This window comes from Microvirga sp., from assembly GCF_014699075.1.
Classification (GTDB): domain Bacteria; phylum Pseudomonadota; class Alphaproteobacteria; order Rhizobiales; family Beijerinckiaceae; genus Microvirga.
The window spans coordinates 351,463-376,970 of record NZ_JACXAB010000001.1; the positions used below are offsets into that span (position 1 = coordinate 351,463).

A 25,508-nucleotide genomic window follows, 5' to 3' on the forward strand; every position below is an offset into this window, starting at 1 on the left:
CTCTCACGTTGACCGGGACCGAACAGATGCCGCCGACAATCCCCGCTGCAAAACGATGAATGCAAACAGGAGAGCACCGATGGCGATTTTCGTCCACCAGGAACTCAGGGTTCCCTCGAAGGTAATATAGGTCTGGATCAACCCCTGGATCAGCACGCCGACAAGCGTACCGATGATCGTTCCGTAGCCCCCCGTCAGCAGCGTGCCGCCGATGACCACAGCCGCGATGGTGTCGAGCTCGACCCCGGTTGCAGCCAGGGAGTAGCCTGCGGATGTATAGAAGGAAAAGACAATCCCCGCCAGGGCCGCAAGAAGGCTCGACAGCATGTAGATCCGAATCGTCGTCTTCCCGACAGGAACGCCCATCAGTTCGGCCGATGTCCTGTTGCCGCCCAGCGCATAGACATTGGCGCCGAACCGCGTGAAATGGGCCAGAACAATGCCGGCGGCAAAGGTCATGAGCATGACGATGGCGATGAAGGTCAGCCGCCCTCCGCCTGGCAGGGCAAAAGCAATGTCGGCAATCTGGCCGTAGGCCGGGGCATTGATCGGAATCGAGTCCGTGGTGAGCACGAAGCAGAGGCCACGGGCCAGGAACATGCCGGCCAACGTCACGATGAAGGCCGGAATCTGGAAGGCGTGGATCAGGAAGCCCATGCCGGCGCCGAACAGGGCAGCCAAGCCGAGGATGAAGACAAAGGCCAGGTATGGGTTGACACCATACCGCTCGATGGCGACCGCCAGAAACACGCCCGTGAAGGCGATCACAGAGCCAACCGACAGATCGATGCCGCCGGACAGGATCACGAAGGTCATGCCGACCGCCACGATGCCGAGAAAGGCATTATCGGTCAGGAGATTGCCGACCACGCGCGTCGAGGCGAAGCTCGGGAACTGAGCGAGGCAGATCAGGTAGCCGACGATGAAGACGGCGAGCGTGATGAGAACCGGAAGATGCCGCCGGATCATGCCTTAGCCCTCCAGATCGCGCGAACAGCTGACAGAACGGGGGACTGGGCCAGGAGCACAGCGAGCACGACGATGGCCTTCACGATGAGGTTGTATTCGGGAGGGTAGCCGCTCAGCAGGATGCCGGTGTTCATGGCCTGGATGATGAGTGCGCCGACGACCGAGAGGCCAAGGCTGAAGCGCCCGCCGAACAGGGACGTACCGCCGATCACCACGGCCAGGATGGCGTCGAGCTCGAGCCATAGGCCTGCGTTATTGGCATCCGCCCCACGGATGTCGGCAGTGACGATCAGGCCCGCAATGGCCGCGCAGAGGCTGCACCACATGTAGACTGCAATGGTGACGGCCTTGGTGCCGATCCCCGCGTAAGCGCTGGAGCGGATGTTGGCACCGATGGACTCGATGAAGAGCCCGAGTGCCGTATACCTGACCACCAGATGAGTGATGAGGAGCATCACAAGGGCGATGACCACCGGCATCGGCAGCATCAGGAACGATCCTCCGCCGATCACTGCAAAACCTTCGCTGACGAAGGTGATGATCTGGCCCTCCGTGACGAGCTGCGCAAAGCCACGCCCGGCCACCATCAGGATCAGGGTCGCCACGAAGGGCTGGATTTCCAGCACGGCGACGAGGATGCCATTCCACAGACCACAGAGAAGTCCGACACCTGCGGCCGCCATAAGTGCAACAGGAAGCGGATAGCCCTGAGCTGTCAGAGTTGCAGCCACGGCGCCGGCAATCGCCATGACGGCCCCGACGGAGAGATCAATGCCTCGGGTTGCGATGACGAGCGTCATGCCCAAGGCAAGAATCGCCACAGGGGCGCCCCTGTTCAGGACGTCGATGAGGCTGCCGAACAGGCGGCCATCCTGCAGGCGCAGGGCGAAGAAGTCGCGGAAGACAAGCCAGTTGACGACGAGGACGATCAGAAGCGCCGCAACCTGAGGCAGCCCCCTGGGGAAGGTGCGTGGAGCAATGGCCTGGATCATGCCGCTCATGAGTGGCTCGCGATGGTTGTCATGATGGTGTCGGCACTCACTTCATCTCCCGAAAGCTCGCGCACATGCCTGCGATCACGCAGCACAACCACACGGTCGCTGTAGGAGGCAATCTCTTCGAGTTCCGAGGAGATCACAAGGAGCGCAAGCCCTTCCTCGCATAACCGCTCGATCAAGCGGATGATCTCGGCATGGGCTCCCACATCGATGCCGCGGGTTGGCTCGTCGAGGATGAGGAAGCGGGGCTCGGTGGCAAGCCAGCGGGCCAGCAGCGCCTTCTGCTGGTTGCCTCCGGAGAGAAGACCGATCGGTTTTTCCGCATCTGGCGTGCGGATGTCGAGAAGCTTGATGAAGCGGCTTGCAATCTCATCCTGCTTGGCTCGCGGGATCTTATGCAGCCAGCCGCGCTGCGCCTGCAAGGCCAGAACGATGTTCTCGCGGACTGACAGCTCCGCGACGATGCCTTCCGTCTTGCGATCCTCGGGCGTGAAGCCGAAGCGCAATCGGGCAGCATCGCGTGGGGTCGCGAGGCGGACGGGTTTACCATCGACGAAGGCTTGTCCGCTGTCCGCCCGTTCGATGCCGAAGACTAGCTTCGCGGTCTCGGTTCGCCCGGAGCCGAGGAGCCCCGCAAGCCCCACCACTTCACCGGGTCGCAGAGCCAGATCGAACGGCTCGATCAGGCGGCTCTTGCCGTAATTTCTGAAAGCAACGAGCGGCTCTCCCACGACGGCAGGACGCTGATTGCGGTGGAGTGCCTCTGCGGCGAGCTCACGCCCCAGCATCATGGACACGAGTTCGATCCGCGGCAATTCGGCGATGGGGCGGGAGCCCACAAGGCGACCGTTGCGCAGCACAGTGATGCGGTCGCAGACGGCATAAACCTGATCGAGGAAATGCGTGACGAACACGATGCCGATGCCACGGCTCTTCAATCGTCTTAAAATTTCGAAGAGCGTCTCGACCTCCTGCGCATCGAGACTTGCCGTTGGCTCATCCAGGATCAGCACCTTGGCCGAGAGATCGACCGCGCGGGCAATCGCAACAATCTGCTGAATGGCGACGGAGTAACTGCTCAACGGATTGGCGACATCGATGTCGAGGCCATAGCCGGACAACAGTTCAACCGCACGGCGGCGCATTTCGCCGGTGCGCACGAGCCCGAAGCGATGCGGTTGGCGGCCGATGAAAAGGTTTTCCGCCGCGGAAAGGTTCGGCAGGAGATTGACCTCCTGATAGACGGTGCCGATTCCCAAAGAGAGCGCATCAGCGGTGTCCCGAGCCGTGACCTCGTGCCCCTCAAGGCGGATGATGCCGGCATCGCGCCGCAACACGCCCGTCAGCACCTTGATCAAGGTCGACTTGCCGGCGCCGTTCTCTCCGAGCAGACCGTGGATCTCCCCGGCATGGAGAGTGAAATCCACGTGATCGAGGGCCTGCACCCCTGGGAAACCTTTCGTGAGACCGCGTATCTCAAGGAGTTGAGGCTGCTCTGTCACTGGCTGCATCACGCTCTCACCCGCCCATGCGCAAAACCGCCGAAGCTTGGCGGGTTCGAGTGGCAGCAGTCAGAACCTGCCCGCTGCCACTTATGCCTTATGATCTTAGTAGAGATCCTTGCGCCTGTCGTACTCGGCCTTTGCCGTCTCTGGCGTATAGACCTTGGACTCCGTCTGGATCCACTTCGGCGGCTGCTTGCCGTCCTTCTTGAACGCCGCCAAGGCATCGAGGGCCGGACCTGCCATGTTGGGAGTCAGCTCAACGGTCACGTTGGCCTCACCATCAGCCATGGCCTTAAAGATGTCCGGAACGGCGTCGATGGAGACGATCTTGATGTCCTTACCGGGCTTCAAACCGGCTTCCTTGATGGCCTGGATGGCGCCGATCGCCATGTCGTCGTTGTGCGCATAGACGGCGCAGATATTCTTGCCGCCGCCTTCGGCCTTGATGAAGCTCTCCATGACTTCCTTGCCCTTGGTGCGGGTGAAGTCGCCAGACTGGGTACGGATGATCTTCATGCCGGGGTTGGCGGCAACGACCTGATCGAATCCCTTCTTGCGGTTGATCGCCGGGCTCGATCCGACCGTGCCCTGCAGTTCCACCACATTGCACTTGCCGCCCGTCTCCTTGGCCAGCCACTCACCGGCGACCTTACCCTCATAGACCGTATCGGAGGTGACGGCCGTCAGATAAAGCGAATCGTCTTTCGTCTCGATGGAACGGTCGAGGAGGACAACTGGGATTTTGGCATCCTTGGCTTCTTTGAGAACGGCATCCCAGCCTGTCGACACAACTGGCGCAATGAAGATCCCGTCGACGCCCTGCGCAATGAAGGACCGGACGGCGCGGATCTGATTCTCCTGCTTCTGCTGCGCGTCAGAGATCTTGAGGTCGACACCGCGCTTGTCGGCTTCGATCTTGGAAACCTTCGTCTCGGCAGCCCGCCAGCCGGATTCCGACCCGACCTGCGAGAACCCGATGGTCATTTTGGACTGGGCGTATGCGGCACCCGAAGACAGCATCAGTGCAGCCATGCCGATTGTCGTCAGAAGATGACGGGCCTTCATGCGTTCTCTCCCTCAATTTGTCGTTGCTCTTCGACTTTAGCAGCCTTAACAGCTGCCTATTAGTAGTATTATATGAATTGAAGAGAGCGCCTATACAACCAAAGTCGTGGGGTCTTAACCCCCTTCGGATGGCGCGGCAGTGTCAAAGGCGAGCACGATGAGCGAAGACAAGAAGCGTGAACTCCGCAGCCAAGCCTGGTTTGGGCGCCAGGACAAGATGGGGTTCTATTACCGCTCCTTCCTCAAGAACAGCGGCTTCCCCCAGGACCAGTTCGACGGACGCCCGGTCATCGGCATCTGCAACACCTGGTCCGAACTCACCCCCTGCAACGCCCATTTCCGCACCATTGCCGAGCACGTGAAGTACGGCGTGCTCGATGCCGGCGGCTTCCCGCTCGAGTTTCCCGTCTCCTCGCTCGGTGAAGTGACCATGCGCCCCACTGCCATGCTGTTCCGCAACCTCGCCGCCATGGACGTGGAGGAGGCGATTCGTGCCCACCCGCTCGATGGCGTCGTCCTTCTCATGGGCTGCGACAAGACGACTCCTGCCCTGCTCATGGGCGCGGCCTCCGCAGACTTGCCCACAATCGGCGTCTCGGGCGGGCCGCAGCTGCGCGGCGTCTATCGGGGCAAATACATTGGATCCGGCACCAACATCATCTCCATGAGCGAGCAACTGCGCGCCGGTGAGGTCACGCTGGAGGAGTTCCATGAGGCAGAGAGCGGCATGAACCGCTCGGCCGGCCACTGCATGACCATGGGCACGGGCTCCACCATGGCCTCCATGGTCGAGGCGCTCGGCGTCGGCCTGCCGGAGAATGCCGCCATCCCGGCAAGCGATGCCCGCCGCAATCAGCTTGCCCGCATGGCAGGCCGGCGCATCGTCGAGATGGTGCACGAGGATCTCGTTCTCTCGAAGGTCATGACCCGCGAGGCTTTCGAGAATGCCATCCGCACCCTGGCGGCTATTGGCGGCTCGACCAATGCGGTGGTGCATCTGCTGGCGATTGCCGGCCGCGTCGGCATTGATCTCACGCTGGACGACTTCGACCGACTCGGTCGCGACATCCACTGCCTCGTCGACCTCATGCCCTCCGGCCGGTTCCTGATGGAGGATTTCTACTATGCGGGCGGTCTGCCGGTAGTTCTGCGCACGCTCGGCGAACGCGGCCTGCTGCACAAGGATGCGCTCACCATCAACGGCAAGACGATCTGGGACAACGTCAAGGATGCGCCGTGCTGGAACCGGGAGGTGATCACCTCCTTCGAGGAGCCGTTCAAGCCGGAGGCCGGCATTGCGATCCTCAAGGGCAATCTGGCGCCGAACGGCGCGGTCATCAAGCCGTCGGCCGCCTCGCCTGAACTGATGCAGCACACGGGCCGCGCGGTGGTGTTCGAGACGATCGAGGACCTGCACCACCGGATCGACGACGAGGATCTCGACATCGACGAGACCTGCATCATGGTGCTCAAGAACTGTGGCCCCAAGGGATATCCGGGCATGGCAGAGGTGGGCAACATGCCCCTGCCGCAAAAGCTGCTCAAGAAAGGCGTCCGCGACATGATCCGCATCTCGGATGCGCGCATGTCGGGCACCGCCTACGGCACCGTGGTGCTGCACGTGGCGCCGGAAGCGGCCGCCGGCGGACCTCTGGCGCTGGTGCAGAACGGTGACCTGATTACCCTTGATGTGCCGGCCCGCAGCCTGCATCTTCACGTGGAGGCGCAGGAGATGGAGCGACGGCAGGCTGCATGGGTGGTGCCGGAGCCGCATGCCACACGCGGGTGGGCCAAGCTCTATGTCGATCATGTTCTGCAGGCTGACAAAGGCGTAGACCTGGACTTCCTGGTGGGCCGCACCGGCTCGCCTGTTCCGCGCGACAACCACTAGACGACAACACAGCCATCATGAAGGAAAAGACCATGTCCGCAGCCGGCAGCAGTTCCACCCGCCCCTATCGTGGCGTGTTCCCGGTGGCGCCCACCATCTTCGACGACAGCGGCCGTCTTGATCTCGAAGGTCAGAAGCGCGCCATCGACTTCATGATCGATGCCGGCTCCGACGGACTCTGTATCCTGGCGAACTTCTCCGAGCAGTTTCTGCTGCGCGACGAGGAGCGCGAAGCCGTCATGACGACGGTGATCGAGCACGTCTCGGGCCGCGTCCCGGTCATCGTCACCACCAGCCATTTCTCGACAGAAATCTGCGCCGAGCGCAGCAGGCGCGCACAGGACGCTGGTGCCGCCATGGTGATGATCATGCCGCCGTTCTTCGGCGCAACCCTGCGAGTGTCGGAGCCCGGGATCTACGAATTCTTCCGCCGGGTCTCGGATGCGATCAGCATCCCGATCATGATCCAGGATGCACCGATGGCCGGCACGTCCCTGTCGGCGCCGTTCCTCGCGCGTATGGCGCAGGAGATCGCCAATGTGTCCTACTTCAAGATCGAGGTAGCCGGCACTGCCGGGAAACTGCGCGACCTGATTGCCCTTGGCGGCAACGCCATCGAGGGACCCTGGGACGGCGAGGAAGCCATTACGCTGATGGCCGACCTCGATGCAGGTGCCACGGGTGCGATGACGGGCGGCGCCTATCCGGACGGCATCCGCCAGATCATCGACCCGTACTTTGCCGGTGACCGTGAGGCCGCCGCCGCAGCCTACGAGCGCTGGCTGCCGCTGATCAATTATGAGAACCGGCAATGCGGGCTGTCAGCCGCCAAGGCGCTCATGAAGGAAGGCGGCGTGATCGGCTCTGAGGCCGTGCGCCATCCGCTGCAGCCCCTGCACCCGGAAACGCGCAAAGGCCTGATCGAAATTGCTAAGCGCTTGGATCCGCTCGTCCTGAAATGGGGACGCTGATTACTGTCAGGAGCCCAGCCGCCACATGGCATTAGCGTTTGCGGCGGCTGGGCTAATTATGATTCAAAATATTGCATCGCATAGCCCTAGCCACGCGCCTCAGGTATTGTGCCCGCGTTGAGGGTTAGCTGATTTCCAGGAAGCGACCTGGCCTGGAGCAGCATCACGAGCGCTAGCTCCCCTTTGTCATATTCGCTGCAGACTAAAAGCCTCATTACAGGCGCCGTCTTGCTGACCTGACGAACTCCCGCAGGCTGGGCTCGAGAGACCGAGCACCTCTCATCATTGCCATCACACAGTTCTACAACTTTTGATTGTAAAAATGAGGCCGTGAGCCTCTTCAGGTTACAAAATCCACTATAGGAGATTTTCTCCCTTGCTCAGCTGATTTCTACCATGGTAGATACTGCAACATAATAATGAATCATAAGTCGACAGGGACTTGTTTCGGCATCCTGCCGGAATCCATCCCACCGACACCTGAACGGGAGAGTGTCATGGGATCCTCAATCGTCGGAACATCACCGCTCCAGGACTTCCGAATGCTGATCGGAGGCGAGTGGTGCGAAGCCTCGTCAGGAACCTGGTTCGAAACGAAGGATCCCTATAGCGGCAAGCCCTGGGCGCGACTGCCGCGCGGCAATGCGAACGATGTCGATCGCGCCGTCCGGGCCGCCCATGCTGCGTTCACATCTGGCCCATGGTCCAAGATGCTCGCCAGCGATCGCGGGATGCTCCTGTACCGCCTGGCCGATCTCATTGAGAAGAACGCCCAACGTCTGGCCGAACTCGAGGTGCGGGACAACGGCAAGCTCATGATCGAGATGCTGGGACAGATGCGCTACATTCCGCGCTGGTTCCAGTACTACGGCGGGCTTGCGGACAAGATCGAAGGCGCGGTGACGCCTATCGATAAAGGGGACATGCTCCACTACATCCGGTACGAGCCTGTGGGTGTCGTCGGGGCGATCACGCCGTGGAATTCGCCGCTGCTCCTGACCGTGTGGAAGCTCGCGCCCGCGCTTGCGGCCGGCAACACTGTCGTCATCAAGCCGTCCGAGCACGCTTCCGTTTCAATGCTGGCGTTCCTCGAGCTTTTCGAGCAGGCGGGCTTCCCACCTGGGGTCGTCAATGTGGTCACCGGCTTCGGGCATGAGGCGGGCGCTGCTCTCGCCGAACATCCGCTGGTGGACCGGATCGCCTTCACGGGCTCCGACGTCGGCGGGCGGCTGGTCTCCCGCGCGGCGGCGGAAAGCTTCAAGCGCGTATCGCTGGAGCTTGGTGGCAAGTCGCCTCACATCATCTTCGAGGATGCCGATCTCGATGCTGCCGTGAAGGGCGTCATTTCAGGCATCTTCGCGGCCGCGGGGCAGACCTGCATGGCTGGCTCACGCCTCATCGTTCACGAGAGCATTCACGACAGCTTCGTTGAAAAGCTGGTGGAGCGGATGCGGCAGGCACGCCTTGGCGATCCGCGCAGCGACACAACCGATGTCGGCCCCATCGCGACCGAACCGCAACTGGCGAAGACGCTGGAATTCATCGACATCGCCCGCTCGGAGGGAGCGGTCTGCGCGCTGGGCGGCAAGCGGCCCGATTCTGAGGGTTTGAAGGAAGGCTGGTTCGTCGAGCCTACCATCTTCACCGGAGTCGATAATACGATGCGCATCGCCCGGGAAGAGGTGTTCGGGCCGGTGCTGTCCGTCCTCAAGTTCCGAACCGATGACGAAGCGGTGGCGCTTGCCAACGACACGCCTTATGGGCTGGCGGCCGGCATGTGGAGTCAGAGCCTGGAGCGCGCGATCACGATGCCGCGCCGGCTGCGGGCCGGCACCGTCTGGGTGAATGCCTATCGCGTCGTCAGCTACATGGCACCGTTTGGAGGCTTCAAGTCTTCAGGGATCGGACGCGAGAACGGCAAGGCCGCAATCTACGAATACCTTGAGGCGAAGAGCGTCTTCATCAATCCGAAATCGAAAATTTCCAACCCTTTCACCCTGCAATAGAGGCAGCCAATTGCCCAGGGCGGGTTGAGGGTCGGAAGTTTGGAGGGGCTTGGCAGGCAGTCCCGTCGTCGCGCGGAGAGGACATCCGCAGAACCTGCCGAAACGAGAGGGAGGAAGACATGAACAACAAGTGGAAGACACTGCTCGGTGCCGCGCTTTTATCGACTGCCTTGCCCATGGCAGCAGTCGCTCAGGGCGGTCCCCTGAAGATCCTGGTGCTCGACGATATGTCAGGCATCTTCGCAGCCAATGGCGGCCCCGGCACGCTGCTGGCCGTGCAGATGGCCGTTGAGGACGCAGGCGGCAAGGTGCTGGGACGTCCCATCGAAATCATTCAGGCGGACCATCAGAACAAGCCTGACGTAGGATCAGCCCAGGCCCAACGCTACATTCAGGAGCAGGGCGTCCGTGCCATCACCCTCGGTGGATCGAGCGCAGTCGGACTTGCCGCGCAAGCGCGTGCAGCGGAAGCGAAGGTGTTCACGCTCGCCAGCGGCGCCTATGCGCCCAACTTCTCGGAAGCACAGTGCTCGCCCTACGGCTTCCAGTTCGCCCCCTCGACCCAGGAGCTGTCGCGCGCCGTGACCTCGCGCATCGTCGGCGAAGGCAAGAAGACCTGGTACCTGATCGCCGCCGATTACGTCTTTGGTCACACGCTCATCGCTGACGCAAGCAAGTCGATCCAGGCCGCCGGCGGAAAGGTGATCGGGCAGACCCTGCATCCGCTCAACTCGAACGACATGGCCTCGGCCTTGCTGACGGCTCAAGGGTCGGGTGCCGACGTCATCGGCCTTGCCAATGCGGGCACCGATCTTGAGACCACGGTCAAGCAGGCCGGGCAGTTCGGCGTCGGCGGCAAGCTCGCCGCCATGATGGTGTACGAGAACAACATCGAAGCGCTGACCCTCGCGGCTTCCAAGGGCATGCGCATGTCGGTCTCCACCTATTGGGACCTGAACGACAAGACGCGCACGCTCGCCAAGAGAATGATGGCGAAGAATGGCGGCAAGACTCCGACCATGGGTCATATGGGCGCTTATGGCGCGGTCACGCACTATCTCGAAGCCGTGAAGGCGGTCGGGTCGGACGATCCGGACAAGGTGGCAGCCAAGATGCGGGAACTCCCCATCACCACCGGCATCTGGGAGAACCCGCGCATTCAGGCCAATGGCCGCGTGACCTATGACATGCTGCTCGTCGAGGTGAAGACTCCTGCGGAATCGAAAGGTCCCAACGACCTCTACAAGATCGTCGCCAAGATCCCGGCCGAAGGCCTGTTCCGCACCGCCAAGGAAAGCGGCTGCCCGCACGTGAAGTGATCCCGCTGGACGGGATCATCCACTCCAGCCTTCTCGAACCGCTTGGACCTGCTCGACAGAGCAGGTCCTCGATAGCGGAGATTTTCCATGAGACTTTATGTCAGCCCGACATCTCCCTACGCACGTCTGGCGTGCGTCATGTGCCTTGAGGCTCGCCTTGAGGGGCTGGAGATCGTCATCCTGGATCCCTGGCAGAACCCGCCCGATCTGTTGAGGCATAATCCGGCAGGCCGGGTTCCGGCTCTGGTTTTGGATTCGAGCGATGAAAGTGGCGCGCAAGTGATTACGGAGTCGCTCCTGATCGCGGATTTCGCAGCGCGCCGTTCGGGCGATGCGGAGCGCCTCTGGTTCCAAACCGATGCTCAGCGCCAGCTCGGCGGCATCTGCTTCGGCATCATCGATGCCGCTGCCGCCATCATGGCAGGGCGCATGGTGACTTCGGGATCCGTCAGCGAGACAGCCTTCGATTCCTCCTCTGTGGGCCATCGGAGGCAGGACGCGATCCGCCGCACCCTGGAAGCGCTGGAGCAATCGATTTCCGAACAGCGCGACGCGTTGCTAACCCGGCCTGGGATTGCGGCCTTTCTTCCGGTGATCGTCGTGGAATACCTGCAGATGAGGTTTAGCGATGCTTTCGACTCCGCAACGCGTCCGCATCTGCTTGCTTTGGTTTCGGCGCTGAAAGATCGGCCCTCTCTCTCCAGCACAAAGCCACTCTTTACCAAGTTCACACCCATTGACGGAGCGGCGGCCCGATGAGCATCGTTCTCGAAGCCCGGCAAGTCAGCAAGAGCTTTGGCGGCTTCTTCGCCGTCAAGGGCGTGGATCTCAAGGTACGGGAAGGCAGCATCCATGCCCTAATCGGCCCGAACGGCGCGGGCAAGACCACAATGTTTGGCCTCCTGACACGGTTTCACTCCACAACATCAGGCAGCATCTTCCTCAAAGGCGAGGATATTACGGGCAAAGGGCCTGCCGACGTTGCGCTGCGCGGGCTTTGCCGCTCTTTTCAGATCTCCTCGATCTTCCCAGGCCTGACGCTGCGCGAAAACGTGCGTGTCGCGCTCCAGCGCCGTCATGGCTCCAGCCATCAATTCTGGCAGCCTTCGCGCGTTCTGCGCCGTTTTGACGACGAAGCCGACCAATTGCTTCATCGCGTCGGGCTGACGCCCCTGGCGGATCGGCTCTGCTCGGAGGTTTCCTACGGACGCAAGCGTGCTCTCGAGATCGCCACCACCCTGGCCATGGAGCCGAAAGTCCTGCTTCTCGATGAGCCGATTGCCGGCATGGCCGCGGGGGACATCCCGATGATCGTCGAGCTGATCCGCAGTGTCGCCAAAGACCGCACTGTCGTGATGGTCGAGCATAATCTCTCGGTGGTCGAGAGTCTCTGCGACAGGGTCACCGTCCTGGTGCGCGGCGAGGTCATGGCGGAAGGCAGCTACAGTGAGATCCGCGACAACGCCGCGGTGCGCCAAGCCTATATCGGAGCCGGCTATGAGGTATGACCCTCTCCTTTGGATCGAGAACCTGCAAGGCTGGTATGGCGAAAGCCATATCCTGCATGGGGTCAATCTATCGGTGCCGCGCGGCCAGACCATCGCCATTCTGGGAAGGAACGGCGTCGGGAAGACCTCCACCCTGCGTGGCATCGTGGGCCTTCTGTCACGCGCCACGGGTTCCATCCGCATGAACGGCGCGGAACTGATCGGCATGCCGCGTCACCGCATTGCTTCTACGGGGATCGGCTACGTTCCCGAGGAGCGCGGCATCTACGCGTCGCTCTCGGTTCAGGAGAATCTCGATCTGCTGCCGAAGATCAGCGATCGCGGGATGAGCCTTGAGCGGATCTTCGATCTTTTCCCGAACCTGAAGGAGCGGCGCCGCGCCGCCGGCGGGACCCTTTCAGGCGGCGAGCAGCAGATGCTCTCCATCGCGCGCGTGCTGCGGGCCGGCCCCGAGCTTCTTGTGCTCGACGAGCCGACCGAGGGATTGTCGCCCGTCATCGTGCAGCACATCGGCCGCGTTCTGAACGCGTTGAAGAAAGACGGTCTGACCATGCTGCTGGTGGAGCAGAACTTCCATTTCGCACGTCATTTGGCGGATCACTTCTACCTCATGGAAGAAGGGCGAGTGGTTGACGACTTCCCCGCCCGCGATCTTGACGCGCGTCTTGATAACGTCTCCAGCCTGATCGGAGTATAAGCCGTGACAATGATCTTCGGCGTTCCTCTCGTGGCATTGGCCTCACAGCTTGTGATCGGCCTGTTCAACGGCGCATTCTACGCACTCCTCAGCCTGGGCCTCGGGGTCATCTTTGGCCTCCTGCGCGTGGTCAATTTCACCCATGGCGCCTTCTACACCGTGGGAGCCTTCGCGGCTTTCCTTCTGACGAGCTACGCGGGTTTCAGCTTCTGGGCCTGCCTTCTCATCGCTCCCCTGATCGTCGCCGCGCTCGCAGCCGTGCTGGAGCGGACGCTTCTGAGAAAGCTCTACGGGCTCGATGCACTCTACGGACTGCTGCTGACCTTCGGCATCGCGCTGCTCATCGAGGGATTGCTCCAGTTCTACTTCGGCGTGGCCGGCCAGCCGTATCAGGTGCCGGACATTCTCAGCGGCACGAGCAATCTGGGCTTCATGTTCCTCCCACACTACCGCGCGTTCGCCATTGCAACCTCGCTTCTGCTGTGTCTGCTGACGTGGCTGATCATCGAGTACACCTCCCTGGGAGCCAAGCTTCGCGCCGCGACGGAGAACAGCCGCCTGCTCGAGGTCTTCGGGGTCAACGTTCCGCTCCTGCTGACATGCACCTACGCCTTCGGCGGAGCACTGGCGGGCTTTGCGGGCGTCGTCGCCGCGCCGGTGTTTCAGGTCAGCCCGCTCATGGGCGCCAACCTCATCATCGTCGTCTTTGCAGTGGTCATCATCGGCGGGCTCGGCTCGATCACGGGCGCCATTGTCAGCGGGCTGATGCTGGGCACGCTTGAGGCGCTGGCGAAAGTCTACTGGCCCCCTTCCGCTAATCTTGTGCCCTTCCTCATCATGGCCGTGGTGCTCTTCCTGCGCCCGCGCGGACTTTTCGGAAAAGGGGAGTGATCACCATGGTCTCCGCATCGCTGTCACTTCCCCTGCAACGGCGCAGGAACCTCAACATCATCCTGCTGCTCGCGGGCTTGGCACTCCTCGCCGTAGCGCCCCTGTTTCTTTATCCCGTCTTCCTGATGAAGCTGCTGTGCTTCGGCCTCTTCGCCTCGGCGTTGAATCTCGTTCTGGGCTATGGCGGCATGGTGGCCTTCGGCCATGCAACCTTCTTCGGGGGTGCAGCCTATGTCACGGCTCATGCTCTCAAGGAATGGGGCTTCGGAGCAGGGTCCGGGCTCTTGATCGGTGTCGCTTTCGCCCTCGTGACCGGCTTTCTCATGGGCATCATCGCGATCCGCCGGCAGGGCTTCTACTTCGCGATGACCACGTTGGCGTTGTCGCAGATGGCCTATTTCGCCTTCTTCCAGGCCCCGTTCACGCATGCCGAAGACGGCATCCAGCGTGTGCCGCGCCCCGACTTCCTCGGGCTCGTATCGCTTGCCGACAACATGTCGCTCTACTACTTCGTCGTGGCCGTGTTCCTGATCGGCATGGCCGTGATCTGGAGGGTCATTCACTCGCCGTTCGGCGCTTCGCTGACCGCCATCCGCGAGAACGAGCAGCGTGCTTTGTCGCTTGGCTATCATACCAACCGCTACAAGCTGACGGTGTTCGTCATTTCGGCTGCGCTCTCCGGGCTCGCAGGATCTCTCAAGGTCTTAGTCTTCCCGATTGCGACGCTCACGGACGTCGCGTGGCAGATGTCGGGCGAAGTGATCCTCATGACGCTGCTTGGCGGCGTTGGGACATTCCTTGGGCCTGTCATCGGCGCCGCGCTCGTGCTGACCATCCAGAACTACATGGCCTCGACGGCAGTGCCAGTCACCATCTTCATCGGCTTGGCGTTCATCATCTGCGTCATGCTGTTTCGCAAGGGAATCGTGGGTGAGATCATTGCGGTTCTTCCCAGCTCTTGGTTGAACGGCTCGGAGCGCCAGAAGGCAGGCCACCAATGACCGCAGCTCAACCGATTGCATCCGAGAGCCTGCCGCTGGAAGGCTTGAGGGTTCTGGAGATCGGTCACTATATCGCGGCTCCCTTTGCAACCCGGCTGCTGGCCGATTTGGGCGCCGAGGTGATCAAGATCGAGCCTCCGGTTTCCGGCGACCCGGTGCGGAAATGGGGAGCAGCCCGGGACGGCCATAGCTATTGGTGGTCGGTGCATGGCCGGAACAAGAAATGCGTCACGCTCGACCTCAAGTCGGAAGAAGGCCGCGCGCTTCTGAAGGAGTTGGTGGCCAAATCGGACGCTCTGGTGGAGAACCTGCGGCCCGGGCAACTGGCGCGGCTCGGCTTCGATGACACGCGGCTGCACGAGATCCGTTCGGATTTGGTCATCTGCCATGTCTCCGGCTATGGGTTGACGGGTCCATTGGGCGGCCGGGCCTGTTTCGGCGCCATCGGTGAAGCGTTGGGCGGACTGCGCCATCTGTCGAACCATACGCCGGGCACGACCGACCTGCCTCCGGTACGCGTGGGCATCAGCATCGGCGACTCACTCGCTGGCCTTTATGCCGCGATCGCTGTTCTGGCTGGTCTCTGGTCCAAGGCGCCCACCGGCAGAGTGGCGGATGTGGCTCTGACTGAATCTGTCTTAAGCGTCATGGAGGGCGTGCTGCCGGAATATGGCGCCACGGGCGTCGTGCGCGAGCCGTCGGGCGGCCGCATCAGCACCGCTGCACCGACGAATGCGTTCCCGACTGCCGACGGCGGCTGGGTCTTGATCGCAGCCAACTCGGATGCGCTCTTTCGAAGCCTATGCGACGTGATGGATTGTCCGGATCTGGCGGAGGATCCCCGCTATATTGACAACCCTGCGCGCTGCCGGAACGTCGATGATCTCGAGGCTGAGATTGCCGCGTGGACTCGCCGGCACGATGCGAGATCCCTTGAGCAACGACTGGCTGAGGCCGACATCCCATCCAGCCGCGTCTATACGGCCGCCGACATCGCGGAGGATGCCCAGTACAACGCTCGCAGGATGGTGCAATGGGTGGAGGATCCGAAGCTCGGCAAGGTGCTGCATCCCGGAACCGTGCCAATGTTTGGCTCTTCCTCGCGTGACGTGCGCTGGACCGGCCCTGAGGTCGGAGCGCACAACCGGGATGTCTACTGCGGCCTCTTGAGCATGGATGAGGCTCAACTGGACCGTCTATCGCAAGACGGGACGATCTGAGCCGTGGCCCGCTTCCCCGATCGCGTGTCAATCACCGAAGTGGGCCTGCGCGACGGCCTGCAGATCGAGAAGCGCATTCTGTCAACGGACGAGAAGCTGGCATTTGCTCGTGCGCTGATCGATGCTGGCCATACGTCTCTGGAGGTGACGTCCTTTGTCTCTCCCGCACGTGTACCGCAGCTTGCGGATGCTGCAGAACTCCTCGCCGCGCTACGCTCTACGCAGAATGTAGAACTCAAAGCGCTGGTTCCCAATATCCGCGGTGCCGAACGCGCCATCGCAGCGGAAGCTGATGTGCTGGTGTTCGTTCTCTCAGCCACGGACACCCACGGGGCACGCAATCTCAATCGAAGCTCTCATGAGTCCCTGGCAGAGTTGCACGACATCATCAAGATGGCGCCCGCTGCCGGAGCTCGGATCGACGTTTCGCTCTCGGTCGCGTTCGGCTGCCCCTTCGAAGGCGATGTGCCGGTCGAAAAGGTGATCGGAATTGCAGACAGAATTCAGCAACTCGGCATCTCGCGAGTGAGCTTCTGCGACACAACCGGGATGGGCACGCCGCGACAGGTTAAGGCGCTCGCCGGAGCTCTAAGGGACAAGCTGCCCAAGATCGATCCGGCATTTCATTTCCACAACACGCGAGGACTGGGATTGGTGGGGGTCCTGGTTGCGTTGCAGGAAGGAATTGTGCGTTTCGAAAGCAGCGTGGGCGGGCTTGGCGGTTGCCCGTTTGCGCCCAATGCCGCCGGCAACGTCTGCACGGAGGATATGGTCCATATGCTTCATGAAATGGGCATCGAGACGGGGCTGGATCTGATCCGTCTGATCGACGCGGCACGATTGGCCGAGCAACTGGTGGGACGTACGCTCGACGGACAGGTGATGAAGGCTGGCCCCCGCTCAAGCCTTCATGACTGCGATGGTTGAGGACGATGGGCAGCAGACATCTTCAGGCGCTTCCCGAGCAAGTAAACAAGCGCTGTCGGGAGCGACCCTCTACGGCGGTGTCTTGCGATGCGCCGGCAGGTGTGCAAGTGGACATCGTGTAAGGCCGCTCACTTCATGTTACCTCGATCAGGCTTGATTTCATGACTACAACTCCTCCCATGATCAGAGAGAATGAGGGTGGCGGCGAGGCCGCTGACGAGCTGTTGTCGACCCTCGGCCTGCGTCTCCGGGAGCTTCGCCGAACACAGTCCCTGACCTTGGAGATGCTGGCCCAACGTGCTCAAGTCAGCCGAGCCATGATCTCGAAGATCGAGCGCGGCGAGAAGATGCCGACCGTGGGGATCCTGGTACGCATTGCGACCGGTCTCAATGTAAGCCTTTCCGCATTGCTGGGCGAACAGGCTCAATCCGCTTCTATTCAGTTGCAGCGCGCCAATCGTCGGAGCCGCTTTCGCGATCCCTCGACAGGTCTCGAACGGGAGGCTGTCTTCTCCCCTGCGGAGGGTGATGACATCGAAGTTGTACGGCACGTTCTGCCCGGATTGCGATCGACAGGCCTGCTCTCCCCCTATCCGGTACCGACGCGCAAGCTCGTCTTTTCGCCCAGCGGCCCGCTCGTGGTCAAAATCGGCGAGGAGACATTCTTGATGGAAGCCGGTGATGCGTTGCGCTTCGATGTGACATCAAGTTACAGCTTCTCCAACCCGGAGGCGGCACCTGTCAGCTACTACCTGTTTATGTCCCGGCAGAGGAGCGCCGTCATATCGGCCACCTAGATGCTCTTCTATCAGTATAGGATCACGTCTTCGGCTTAGATGCTCCGTGGAGTACGATTTCGTCTTGCGTCGCCATGTCTTTGGCTTACACAGCCGCAGGTCGGAAGCCCGAAGCGATCGCTCCAGGCTTCCGCTTTGACGGTCAGGCTGCCTTTCTGGCGCCGGAGCCGGGGCTGCCCCAGACCTCCTCGGCGATTTCGACGATCATGCGCAGCTTCGCCCATTGCTCCTCTTCGGCCAGGGTGTTGCCCTCCTCCGTGGAGGCAAAGCCGCATTGCGGCGAGAGGCAGAGCTGGTCGAGGTCGACGTACTTGGCAGCTTCGTCGATGCGGCGCTTGATGTCGTCCTTGTTCTCGAGAATGCCGGTCTTGGAGGTCACGAGCCCCAGAATGACGGACTTGCCCTTCGGCAGGAAGCGCAGCGGCTCGAAGCCCCCGGCGCGGTCCGTGTCCCATTCCATGAAGTAGCCGTCGACCGGCATGCGGTTGAAGAGCACTTCGGCCACGGGCTCATAGCCGCCAGAGGCGATGAAGGTGGAGCGGAAATTGCCGCGGCAGAGGTGCATCGTGATCGTCAGGTCGTCCGGCTTGTCCTTGAGCGCCTCGCGCACCATGCCGGCATAGATTTCAGGCTGCTTCTCCGGATCGTCGCCGCGTTGACGCAGCATCTCGCGCTGGTCCGGATCGCAGAGATAGGCAAAGGAGATGTCGTCGAGCTGAAGATAGCGGCAGCCTGCATCGTAGAAGGCGTGCACTGCCTTGTTGTAGGCTTGGCCGACATCGGCATAGAAGTCGTCCATGTTCGGATAGACGCCCATGTTCATCATCTTCCGACCGCCGCGATAATGCAGCATGCTCGGGCCGGGGATCGTCATCTTCGCCACCCGGTCCGTGTTGTCCTTCACGAAGCGGAAATGATCGATCATCGGGTGCTGTCCCGAGAAGCCGACTTTTCCGGTCACGCGCAGAGCCTTCGCAATGCCGACGCCGCCCTTGAAGTTCATGCCGGAATCAGCCTCGACTGACGTGACGCCGTCGAGGTGCTCCAGGAAGTCGAAATGCCAGTAGGCGCGGCGGAACTCGCCATCGGTCACAGCCTGCAGGCCGATCTCCTCCTGGCGCTTGATGAGAGCCCGGATCTCACGATCCTCGACCTCTTTCAGAGCCTCGTCCGAGATCTGCCCGTCATGGTGCTTGTGACGGGCCTCCTTGAGGGCTGCCGTGCGCAGAAGGCTGCCGACCATGTCGGCGCGGAAAGGCGGCTTGGTGCGTTGCATGGGTCGATACTCCGGTTCTTCAGGCTAATGGGATACGGCGCGCATCGGCTTCTTCTTTGCCGTCACGCCGAGGTGCTGTTCGAGAGCAGCCGGGTCATCAATGAGAGCCCGGCTTGAGCTTGCATGAACGATGGTGCCGCGATCGAGGATGAGCGCGTTGTCGGTCACGCCAAGGATCTTTTGCGCATGCTGCTCCACCACGATGGCCGACATGCCCTCCCGGCGGATGATCCGGGTTAGTGCTGCAAGCAGTTCCTCGATGATGATAGGCGCAAGCCCTTCCGTCGGCTCGTCCAGCAGCAGGAGCTTTGGATTGAGCACCAGCGCACGGGCCACCGCCAGCATCTGCTGCTCGCCGCCGGAGAGCTGGTTGCCCATATTGGTCCGGCGTTCCTTGAGGCGCGGGAACATGTCGTACACTCGGTTCACGTTCCAGGGCCCTGGACGGGACACCGCCGTGAGATTCTCCTCCACGGTCAGCGACTTGAAGATGTTGCGCTCCTGCGGAACCCAGCCGATGCCCGCATGCGCACGCTTGTCGGACCGCATCGCTGTCAGGTTTTGACCATCAAGCATGATCGAGCCGCCACGATGACGGGTGACCCCGATGATGGTGTTCAGAAGCGTCGTCTTGCCCGTGCCGTTGCGGCCGAGCACCGCCAGGGACTCGCCCGGCTTGAGGTGCAGGTCGATGTTCGAGATGACAACGGCGTCACCGTAACCTGCTGAGACTTTCTGCAGGGTAAGAAGATCACTCATCGACGCTCTCCCCGAGATAGACAGCCCTAACCTTCGGGTCGGTCGAGACCTGTTCAACCGTGCCTTCCGTGAACAGCGCGCCGTTCACCATAACCGAGATCCGGTCGGCGAAGCTGAAGACCAGATCCATGTCATGCTCGATCAGGAGAACGGAAACGTCCCGCGGGAGCGCCGCTACCGTCGCAAGCAGTTCGTGCCGCTCCGCCTCCGGCACGCCGGCGGCCGGCTCGTCCAGCAGGAGCACGCGGGGTTTGCAGGCAAAGGCTACCGCAATCTCCAGGAGGCGCTGCTTGCCGTAGGCCAGATTGGAGGTTCGCTCGTCGAGCACATCGGTGAGGCGGAAGCGTTGCGCAATCTCGACGATCTCGTCGATGATCTCTCTCTTGCTCCCCGTCACGCGCCACCAATCGTGCCCGCCGCCCGTGCGCTCGGACACCGCAAGACCGATGGTCTCAAGCGGGGTCATGGCCGGGAAGAGTTGGTTGATCTGGAAAGTGCGGGCGAGACCGCGCTGCACCCGCAACTCGGGGCGCAATCCTGTGATCTCCTGACCTTCCAGGAAGATCTGTCCAGCCGTCGGTTTGATCACCCCGGTGAGCAGGTTGATGAATGTCGTCTTGCCGGCGCCGTTTGGGCCGATCAGCGCATGGCGCGCGCCCTGCTCCAGCTTGAACGACACGTTGTCTGTCGCGACGAGGCCGCCGAAGCGCTTGACGAGGCCTTTCGTTTCGAGAGCGATGGTCACGTCATACCTCCCGGGCGGATGTTTTCGGCAGCGTCTCAGGGCTCTTGGCCGTGCGGCCGGCCACGCCCTTCCAGAGCACCCTCACCCGCTCGGTCAGGCGCTCACGACCGGCGAGCACGATGATGACCAGGATAAGGCCGATCCAGAACTGCCAGTATTGCGGCGTCCAGGCCGAGATCACGTCCTGTAAAACCTTGAAGACGATGGCGCCGATGAGTCCGCCATACAGATAGCCGACGCCGCCGATCACCAGCACCAGCATCACGTCGGCGGAGCGATGGAAGGCGAGGACGTCGAGCGACACGAACTGAGTGGTCTGGGCCAGCAACGCACCCGCTATACCGGCATAAGCCGCCGCAAGCGTATAAACCGCCACGAGGCGACGATTGACTGGTATACCGACGGCGCGAGCCTTCAGAGGATTGTCGCGGATAGAACGCAGCGAGAGGCCATAGGGCGAGACCACGATCCTGCGTGCCAGGATGAAGAGCAGGAAGGTCACGGTGAGGCTGTACCCGTAAGCCGTGGTGCCGAAGATGTCGAACTCGAACAAGCCGAGGATCGGGCCCATGGCGATTCCCTGGAGACCGTCCGCGCCGCCCGTGAGCCAGGAGGCCTGGTTGGCGATCTCGCCGAGAACGAGCGCCACGCCCAGTGTTACCATCAGCTTGGTGAGGTCGGACCCACGCAGCACGAGGAAGCTTGTCACGAAACCCAATAGCGCTGCGGCGATGGCGGCGGCTCCCAATCCCAGCAAAGGGTCTGCGATACCATCTCTCGCCAGAATTCCAGCCGTGTACGCTCCCAGCCCGAAGAAGGCTGCATGGCCGAGCGACACGATGCCGGCATAGCCCAGGATAAGATCGAGGGAGAGAGCGAACAGACCGATGATCACAATCTCGTTCAGGATCAGATGCCGCTCAGGCAAGAAGTACAGGGTCGCGGCTGCGATCAGCCAGAAGAGGATTTCGCCAATGCCCCATCGCCCTCTGCGGACCAAGGTGGCTCTGACGTGATCGGCGATGTTCGTCGACATGGGTTCAGGTCCTGTTGGATCAGCGCGCACGTTCAAAAAGTCCCTGCGGGCGCAGAACGAGAACGACGATCATCAGCGTGTAGATGACGAAGGCGCCGACGCTCGGCACATAGTACTTGCCCGCCACATCGGCGATGCCGAGCAGCAGCGAGGCCAGAAAGGGTCCGGTGATGCTGGTGGTGCCGCCAACAGTGACGACGATTAGGAAGTAGATCATGAACTTGAGCGGGAAGGTTGGATCGAGGCCGAGGATTTCTGCGCCGAGCGCACCGCCTAATCCCGCAAGACCGGAACCGAACGCGAAGGTCGTTGCGAAGATCAGGCTCACATTGATGCCGAGCCCGCGCGCAACCCGTGGGTCGTCCACCGCAGCCCTCAGCCGGCTGCCGAAGCGGGTCTTGGTCAAGATCAGCTGCAGGGCAACGACGAGCGCGCCACAGATAACGATGATGAAGCTGCGGTAGAGGCCAACCTGAACGCCCAGAATGTCGATGCGGCCCTGGAGCCATGTCGGCAACTGGATCAGTTGCTGCTGCGAGCCGAAGCTGTAGTCGACGGCGGCTACCGCCATGAAGACGAGGCCGATGGAGAACAGCACCTGATCGAGATGGCTGCGGGAGTAGAGGCGCTTGTAGAGCGTTCTCTCAAGCACCAGCCCAAGGATGGCCGGAACGATGAAGGCGAGCGGCAGGGTCGCCAGGAAGGGAACGCCGATCCGGTTCATCAGCACGGCCGTGACATAACCGCCCGCCATGGCGAAGGCGCCATGGGCGAGATTGACGAAATTCATCAGGCCGAGCGTGACGGCCAAGCCGCAGGCCAGCACGAACAGCAACATGCCGTAGGCAATGCCGTCGAAGAGAATGGTGAGCACCGCGTTCTCCGGAAAAACTTGATCAGAAGCGCCACGCGTCAGCGTGGCGCTTCCTAGTTGTTGTGATCAGTTGGCCTTGGTGGCTTTAACCGGATCCTTGACGTTCGGGATCGTGGCAAACTCCACGTTGTAGAGCTCCCCGTCCCGACGCTCCACTTTCCGCACATAGATGTTCTGGATGATGTCCCGGGTCTGCGGATCGATGGAGACAGGCCCGCGCGGGCTGGTCCAGCTCATGCCCTTCATGGCATCGATCAGCGCCTGCCCACCCTGGCCGTTCGTCTTCTTCAGGCCCTCGTAGATCAGGTGCATGCCGTCATAGCCGCCCACCGCCATGAAGTTGGGGCGCATGTTATTGTTGGCCTTCTTGAACGCCTCCACAAACGCCTTGTTCTCAGGGCTGTCATGAGCCGTCGAGTAGTGCTGGGTGGTAATGGCGCCGAGAGCGACATCGCCCATGCCATTCAGAATGTCGTCATCGGTCACGTCACCAGGGCCGATCAGCTTCACGCCGCTCTTGTCGAGACCGCGTTCCACGAACTGCTTCATGAACTGTGCACCGATGCCGGACGGCACGAACACGAAGAGTGCGTCGGGCTTGGCATCAGCCACCTTCTGCAAGAAGGGCGAGAAGTCCGGGTTCGCCAGCGGCACGCGCAGGTTCTCCACCTGACCGCCTTTACCTGTGAACGCGCCGGTGAACGCCTTTTCAGCATCGATGCCGGGGCCGTAGTCGGAGACCAGCGTCACGACTTTCTTGATGCCGTTCTGCGAAGCCCAATCCGCCATCGGCACGGTGGCCTGCGGCAGGGTGAAGCTCGTGCGAACGATGAATGGCGAGGCTTCCGTGGTCGTCGCCGTAGCAGCGGCCATGACAACGGCCGGCACCTTCGCCTGCGTGGCGAGCGGTGCGGGCGCAAGCGCCAGGGGCGTGAGGCCGAAGCCTGCCAGGACGCTGATCTTGTCGTTGACGATCAGCTCCTGCGCCAGGCGCTTGGTCACGTCCGCCACGCCGGTGTCGTCCTTCACGATCAGCTGGATCTTCTTGCCCGCCACCGTGTCGCCCTGCTGCTGCATGTACAGCTTGACCGCTGCCTCGATCTGTCGACCCGTCGAGGCGAACGGCCCCGTCATCGGCAGAATGAGCCCGATCTTCACCGTCTCCTGCGCCAGGGCCGCCCCGCTCAGGGCCAGCGTCAGGGCTACAGCACCTAGAAATGTCCGACGTCGCATCCTCTTCTCCCTCTTTTCTTTATGGCGTATTCGCCTTTGCATATCAGGCGCGGATGCGCCTCTTGATCAGCACCGAGCCTGGCACGAGGTCCATGTCCCTCTGGTTTGTCAGTGCACGTTCCAGGTTGCGGTGAGCAATACGGGCGTGCTCGCGCATAATGGCTTCGGCGCGGGCTCCCTCCCGCCGCTCGATAGCTGCGAGAACACAATGATGTTGGTCCTGGGCCACGCTGAGAATGTAATTCATCTCTGGTAAGCGCGACTGCACGGGCACCAGAGCACTCGGTGATGCGAACGGCAATGCGCTGACCCTCTCGAGCTGGCGGGCCAGGGCCTGACTGTCGGCCATGCCGATCAGAATCTCGTGGAACTGGGCATTCAACTCCACATAACGCAATAGATCGATGTCCCCCGTGTCGCGCCGCATGAGCTCGTCGATAGCCTCGAGGCAGTTGGCGGCGTTCCGGAGCTCCGTCCGGCTGACGCCGCGCTCGGCAGCCAGACGTGCGGCGAGGCCCTCAAGGGTTCCACGGATCTCGATGGCCTCGAAAACCTCCTTCTCCGAGAAGGTCTTGACGGAGAAGCCGCCAGACGGGATTGCCTCCAGCAGCCCCTCTTCCTCCAGCCGGATGAGTGCGGAGCGAACCGGCGTTCTCGAGACGCCCAGGCGCTCGACCATCTGCAACTCGGAAACCCGCTCGCCGGGGTTGAGCTCGCCTCGCAGGACGAGATCGCGCAGGGCAAGTTGCGCCCTCACGGTCTGCGTCACCGAGCGATCGCTGCCATTCTCCGCGGCCTTGGTCATGGTTCCGTCAATTCCTTTCCGCACGCAAGCTAGGCCGTTCACGCGGCTCTGTCAGCCGTGTCAATGGTGATATCCCCGCCGGCGACCCTGGACACGCAGGTGCAGAGCTTCCTGTTCTCGGCCTTCTCCTCGTCGCTGAAGAACACGTCCCGATGATCGACCGTCCCGTTTGTCTCGATAATGTACAAGGCACAGAGGCCGCACTCGCCGCGCCGGCAGTCCGAGATCATCGCAACACCAGCCGTCTCCAAGGTCTCCAGCATGGTCTTGTTTGGCGGAACCTCAACCTCCATGCCGAGCCGTGGGATCTTCACCTTGAACGCTTCGGTGGCGAACCGGCCGCTGTTGCCGAACGTCTCGAAGCGCAGCTGATCCACAGGCCTGCCGCTCCGCTGCCAAGCCCGCTTGGCCGCCTCCAGCATCCCGATGGGACCGCAGACATAGAGCTCGCCGCCGGGTGCAAGACGGGCGATCTCGGAGTCGTGGTCCACACGGGCTCCTTCTTCGTCGAGGAACATCTGCAGCCGCTCGCCGACGTGTTCCCGCATCGCGTCAGCAAGGGCCATATCCTGGCGGCTCCGGCAGGCATAGAGCACACGGAATTTTGCGCCCGCATGCGCCAGGGCGAGGGCCATGGTGTAGATAGGCGTGATGCCGATGCCACCGGCGAGCAGGAGGTATTCCGGTCGGCCCAGGCTGAGATCGAAGTGATTGCCGGGTGTCGAGATGCTGAGCTGAGCGCCGGGCACGAGGCTCCACATATAGAGCGACCCACCACGGCTCTCAGGCAAGCGCTTCACCGCGATCCGGTAAAGTCCGTCGGTGCAGGGGCCAACGACCGAGTAGGAGCGGACATCCGCCCGCTCCCCGATCTGCACCCCCACATTGATATGGCTCCCGGGTGTCGGCGCAACGAACTCGCCCTCCGGCTCAATCTCGAAGAGCCGAATATCCGGGGTGAGGTCCCGCACCGAGCGCAAGACCCCTTTTCGCCATTCCACCTGTTTGCTCATGG

The 25,508-nt window shown here is 61.9% G+C and carries 24 protein-coding genes; 12 read left to right on the forward strand and 12 right to left on the reverse strand.

Annotated features, from left to right (window positions below; all coding sequences use genetic code 11):
• Window positions 1-3: 3 nt before the first annotated feature.
• The 4 genes from yjfF to ytfQ all read right to left on the reverse strand — a co-directional run bounded on the left by yjfF (window position 4) and on the right by ytfQ (window position 4,537).
• Window positions 4-969, reverse strand: a complete 966-nt coding sequence (gene yjfF / locus IC232_RS01805; RefSeq protein ID WP_190843169.1) for a galactofuranose ABC transporter, permease protein YjfF — start codon at window positions 967-969, stop codon at window positions 4-6.
• Window positions 966-1,970: a galactofuranose ABC transporter, ATP-binding protein YtfT gene (gene ytfT, locus IC232_RS01810; RefSeq protein WP_190843170.1), complete on the reverse strand. Its 1,005-nt coding sequence runs from the start codon at window positions 1,968-1,970 to the stop codon at window positions 966-968. Before ytfT ends, yjfF begins: the two co-directional genes overlap by 4 nt.
• Complete coding sequence (ytfR, locus tag IC232_RS01815) at window positions 1,967-3,478, reverse strand: galactofuranose ABC transporter, ATP-binding protein YtfR (protein ID WP_190843171.1); 1,512 nt, start codon at window positions 3,476-3,478, stop codon at window positions 1,967-1,969. The genes ytfT and ytfR overlap by 4 nt, the downstream gene beginning before the upstream one ends.
• Before the next feature lie 96 nt (window positions 3,479-3,574).
• Window positions 3,575-4,537 carry a galactofuranose ABC transporter, galactofuranose-binding protein YtfQ gene (ytfQ, locus tag IC232_RS01820; protein WP_190843172.1) on the reverse strand — a complete coding sequence of 321 codons (963 nt, stop codon included), beginning with the start codon at window positions 4,535-4,537 and terminating at the stop codon, window positions 3,575-3,577.
• 157 nt (window positions 4,538-4,694) lie between these two features.
• Between ytfQ and IC232_RS01825 the strand changes: the two genes are divergently transcribed.
• The 12 genes from IC232_RS01825 (at window position 4,695) to IC232_RS01880 (ending at window position 17,765) form a co-directional block, all read left to right on the forward strand.
• Window positions 4,695-6,428: an IlvD/Edd family dehydratase gene (locus IC232_RS01825; RefSeq protein ID WP_190843173.1), complete on the forward strand. Its 1,734-nt coding sequence runs from the start codon at window positions 4,695-4,697 to the stop codon at window positions 6,426-6,428.
• Between the two features lie 32 nt (window positions 6,429-6,460).
• Window positions 6,461-7,399, forward strand: a complete 939-nt coding sequence (locus tag IC232_RS01830; RefSeq protein WP_190843174.1) for a dihydrodipicolinate synthase family protein — start codon at window positions 6,461-6,463, stop codon at window positions 7,397-7,399.
• Window positions 7,400-7,896: 497 nt separating this feature from the next.
• Window positions 7,897-9,405 (forward strand): aldehyde dehydrogenase, encoded by a 1,509-nt coding sequence (locus IC232_RS01835; RefSeq protein ID WP_190843175.1) that lies wholly within the window; start codon window positions 7,897-7,899, stop codon window positions 9,403-9,405.
• Window positions 9,406-9,524: 119 nt separating this feature from the next.
• The gene (locus IC232_RS01840; RefSeq protein WP_190843176.1) at window positions 9,525-10,724 is read left to right on the forward strand and encodes an ABC transporter substrate-binding protein; all 1,200 of its coding nucleotides are present in this window, start codon (window positions 9,525-9,527) and stop codon (window positions 10,722-10,724) included.
• Between the two features lie 87 nt (window positions 10,725-10,811).
• Window positions 10,812-11,483, forward strand: coding sequence for a glutathione S-transferase family protein (locus IC232_RS01845; protein WP_190843177.1), 672 nt, complete (start codon window positions 10,812-10,814; stop codon window positions 11,481-11,483).
• Window positions 11,480-12,232 (forward strand): ABC transporter ATP-binding protein, encoded by a 753-nt coding sequence (locus tag IC232_RS01850; RefSeq protein WP_190843178.1) that lies wholly within the window; start codon window positions 11,480-11,482, stop codon window positions 12,230-12,232. Before IC232_RS01845 ends, IC232_RS01850 begins: the two co-directional genes overlap by 4 nt.
• On the forward strand, window positions 12,222-12,929 hold the full coding sequence (locus tag IC232_RS01855) for an ABC transporter ATP-binding protein (protein ID WP_190843179.1): 708 nt from the start codon (window positions 12,222-12,224) through the stop codon (window positions 12,927-12,929). Before IC232_RS01850 ends, IC232_RS01855 begins: the two co-directional genes overlap by 11 nt.
• Before the next feature lie 3 nt (window positions 12,930-12,932).
• Window positions 12,933-13,820: a branched-chain amino acid ABC transporter permease gene (locus tag IC232_RS01860; protein ID WP_190843180.1), complete on the forward strand. Its 888-nt coding sequence runs from the start codon at window positions 12,933-12,935 to the stop codon at window positions 13,818-13,820.
• 5 nt (window positions 13,821-13,825) lie between these two features.
• Entirely contained in the window at window positions 13,826-14,821 is a 996-nt protein-coding gene (locus IC232_RS01865) for a branched-chain amino acid ABC transporter permease (protein WP_190843181.1), read from the forward strand.
• Entirely contained in the window at window positions 14,818-16,041 is a 1,224-nt protein-coding gene (locus IC232_RS01870; protein ID WP_190843182.1) for a CaiB/BaiF CoA transferase family protein, read from the forward strand. Before IC232_RS01865 ends, IC232_RS01870 begins: the two co-directional genes overlap by 4 nt.
• 3 nt (window positions 16,042-16,044) lie before the next feature.
• Window positions 16,045-16,968, forward strand: coding sequence for a hydroxymethylglutaryl-CoA lyase (locus IC232_RS01875; RefSeq protein ID WP_190843183.1), 924 nt, complete (start codon window positions 16,045-16,047; stop codon window positions 16,966-16,968).
• 179 nt (window positions 16,969-17,147) lie between these two features.
• The gene (locus IC232_RS01880) at window positions 17,148-17,765 is read left to right on the forward strand and encodes a helix-turn-helix domain-containing protein (protein ID WP_281413329.1); all 618 of its coding nucleotides are present in this window, start codon (window positions 17,148-17,150) and stop codon (window positions 17,763-17,765) included.
• 142 nt (window positions 17,766-17,907) lie between these two features.
• On the opposite strand, the gene IC232_RS01885 is transcribed toward IC232_RS01880, so the two are convergent.
• The 8 genes from IC232_RS01885 to IC232_RS01920 form a co-directional block, all read right to left on the reverse strand.
• The gene (locus IC232_RS01885) at window positions 17,908-19,041 is read right to left on the reverse strand and encodes a 5-methyltetrahydropteroyltriglutamate--homocysteine S-methyltransferase (RefSeq protein WP_190843185.1); all 1,134 of its coding nucleotides are present in this window, start codon (window positions 19,039-19,041) and stop codon (window positions 17,908-17,910) included.
• A 24-nt stretch (window positions 19,042-19,065) separates the two neighbouring features.
• Window positions 19,066-19,800 (reverse strand): ABC transporter ATP-binding protein, encoded by a 735-nt coding sequence (locus IC232_RS01890; protein ID WP_190843186.1) that lies wholly within the window; start codon window positions 19,798-19,800, stop codon window positions 19,066-19,068.
• Complete coding sequence (locus tag IC232_RS01895) at window positions 19,793-20,545, reverse strand: ABC transporter ATP-binding protein (protein WP_190843187.1); 753 nt, start codon at window positions 20,543-20,545, stop codon at window positions 19,793-19,795. Before IC232_RS01895 ends, IC232_RS01890 begins: the two co-directional genes overlap by 8 nt.
• Window position 20,546: 1 nt before the next feature.
• On the reverse strand, window positions 20,547-21,581 hold the full coding sequence (locus IC232_RS01900; RefSeq protein WP_190843188.1) for a branched-chain amino acid ABC transporter permease: 1,035 nt from the start codon (window positions 21,579-21,581) through the stop codon (window positions 20,547-20,549).
• A 19-nt stretch (window positions 21,582-21,600) separates the two neighbouring features.
• On the reverse strand, window positions 21,601-22,455 hold the full coding sequence (locus IC232_RS01905) for a branched-chain amino acid ABC transporter permease (protein WP_190843189.1): 855 nt from the start codon (window positions 22,453-22,455) through the stop codon (window positions 21,601-21,603).
• Window positions 22,456-22,521: 66 nt separating this feature from the next.
• The gene (locus IC232_RS01910) at window positions 22,522-23,688 is read right to left on the reverse strand and encodes an ABC transporter substrate-binding protein (protein WP_190843190.1); all 1,167 of its coding nucleotides are present in this window, start codon (window positions 23,686-23,688) and stop codon (window positions 22,522-22,524) included.
• 43 nt (window positions 23,689-23,731) lie between these two features.
• A complete protein-coding gene (locus IC232_RS01915; RefSeq protein ID WP_190843191.1) occupies window positions 23,732-24,493 on the reverse strand; it encodes a GntR family transcriptional regulator in 762 nt (253 codons plus the stop codon).
• A 38-nt stretch (window positions 24,494-24,531) separates the two neighbouring features.
• Complete coding sequence (locus tag IC232_RS01920) at window positions 24,532-25,506, reverse strand: PDR/VanB family oxidoreductase (RefSeq protein ID WP_190843192.1); 975 nt, start codon at window positions 25,504-25,506, stop codon at window positions 24,532-24,534.
• Window positions 25,507-25,508: the final 2 nt, after the last annotated feature.

What these genes read in the sequence shown, in the direction of transcription:
- IC232_RS01845 (WP_190843177.1), top strand. Translation starts at nt 10,812, where the DNA reads ATGAGACTTTATGTCAGCCCGACATCTCCCTACGCACGTCTGGCGTGC.
- IC232_RS01850 (WP_190843178.1), top strand. Translation starts at nt 11,480, where the DNA reads ATGAGCATCGTTCTCGAAGCCCGGCAAGTCAGCAAGAGCTTTGGCGGC.
- IC232_RS01890 (WP_190843186.1), bottom strand. Translation starts at nt 19,800, where the DNA reads ATGAGTGATCTTCTTACCCTGCAGAAAGTCTCAGCAGGTTACGGTGAC.
- IC232_RS01835 (WP_190843175.1), top strand. Translation starts at nt 7,897, where the DNA reads ATGGGATCCTCAATCGTCGGAACATCACCGCTCCAGGACTTCCGAATG.
- IC232_RS01840 (WP_190843176.1), top strand. Translation starts at nt 9,525, where the DNA reads ATGAACAACAAGTGGAAGACACTGCTCGGTGCCGCGCTTTTATCGACT.
- IC232_RS01870 (WP_190843182.1), top strand. Translation starts at nt 14,818, where the DNA reads ATGACCGCAGCTCAACCGATTGCATCCGAGAGCCTGCCGCTGGAAGGC.
- IC232_RS01865 (WP_190843181.1), top strand. Translation starts at nt 13,826, where the DNA reads ATGGTCTCCGCATCGCTGTCACTTCCCCTGCAACGGCGCAGGAACCTC.
- IC232_RS01830 (WP_190843174.1), top strand. Translation starts at nt 6,461, where the DNA reads ATGTCCGCAGCCGGCAGCAGTTCCACCCGCCCCTATCGTGGCGTGTTC.
- ytfR (WP_190843171.1), bottom strand. Translation starts at nt 3,478, where the DNA reads ATGCAGCCAGTGACAGAGCAGCCTCAACTCCTTGAGATACGCGGTCTC.
- IC232_RS01900 (WP_190843188.1), bottom strand. Translation starts at nt 21,581, where the DNA reads ATGTCGACGAACATCGCCGATCACGTCAGAGCCACCTTGGTCCGCAGA.
- IC232_RS01855 (WP_190843179.1), top strand. Translation starts at nt 12,222, where the DNA reads ATGAGGTATGACCCTCTCCTTTGGATCGAGAACCTGCAAGGCTGGTAT.
- yjfF (WP_190843169.1), bottom strand. Translation starts at nt 969, where the DNA reads ATGATCCGGCGGCATCTTCCGGTTCTCATCACGCTCGCCGTCTTCATC.
- IC232_RS01910 (WP_190843190.1), bottom strand. Translation starts at nt 23,688, where the DNA reads ATGCGACGTCGGACATTTCTAGGTGCTGTAGCCCTGACGCTGGCCCTG.
- ytfQ (WP_190843172.1), bottom strand. Translation starts at nt 4,537, where the DNA reads ATGAAGGCCCGTCATCTTCTGACGACAATCGGCATGGCTGCACTGATG.
- IC232_RS01885 (WP_190843185.1), bottom strand. Translation starts at nt 19,041, where the DNA reads ATGCAACGCACCAAGCCGCCTTTCCGCGCCGACATGGTCGGCAGCCTT.
- ytfT (WP_190843170.1), bottom strand. Translation starts at nt 1,970, where the DNA reads ATGAGCGGCATGATCCAGGCCATTGCTCCACGCACCTTCCCCAGGGGG.
- IC232_RS01915 (WP_190843191.1), bottom strand. Translation starts at nt 24,493, where the DNA reads ATGACCAAGGCCGCGGAGAATGGCAGCGATCGCTCGGTGACGCAGACC.
- IC232_RS01920 (WP_190843192.1), bottom strand. Translation starts at nt 25,506, where the DNA reads ATGAGCAAACAGGTGGAATGGCGAAAAGGGGTCTTGCGCTCGGTGCGG.
- IC232_RS01880 (WP_281413329.1), top strand. Translation starts at nt 17,148, where the DNA reads ATGATCAGAGAGAATGAGGGTGGCGGCGAGGCCGCTGACGAGCTGTTG.
- IC232_RS01825 (WP_190843173.1), top strand. Translation starts at nt 4,695, where the DNA reads ATGAGCGAAGACAAGAAGCGTGAACTCCGCAGCCAAGCCTGGTTTGGG.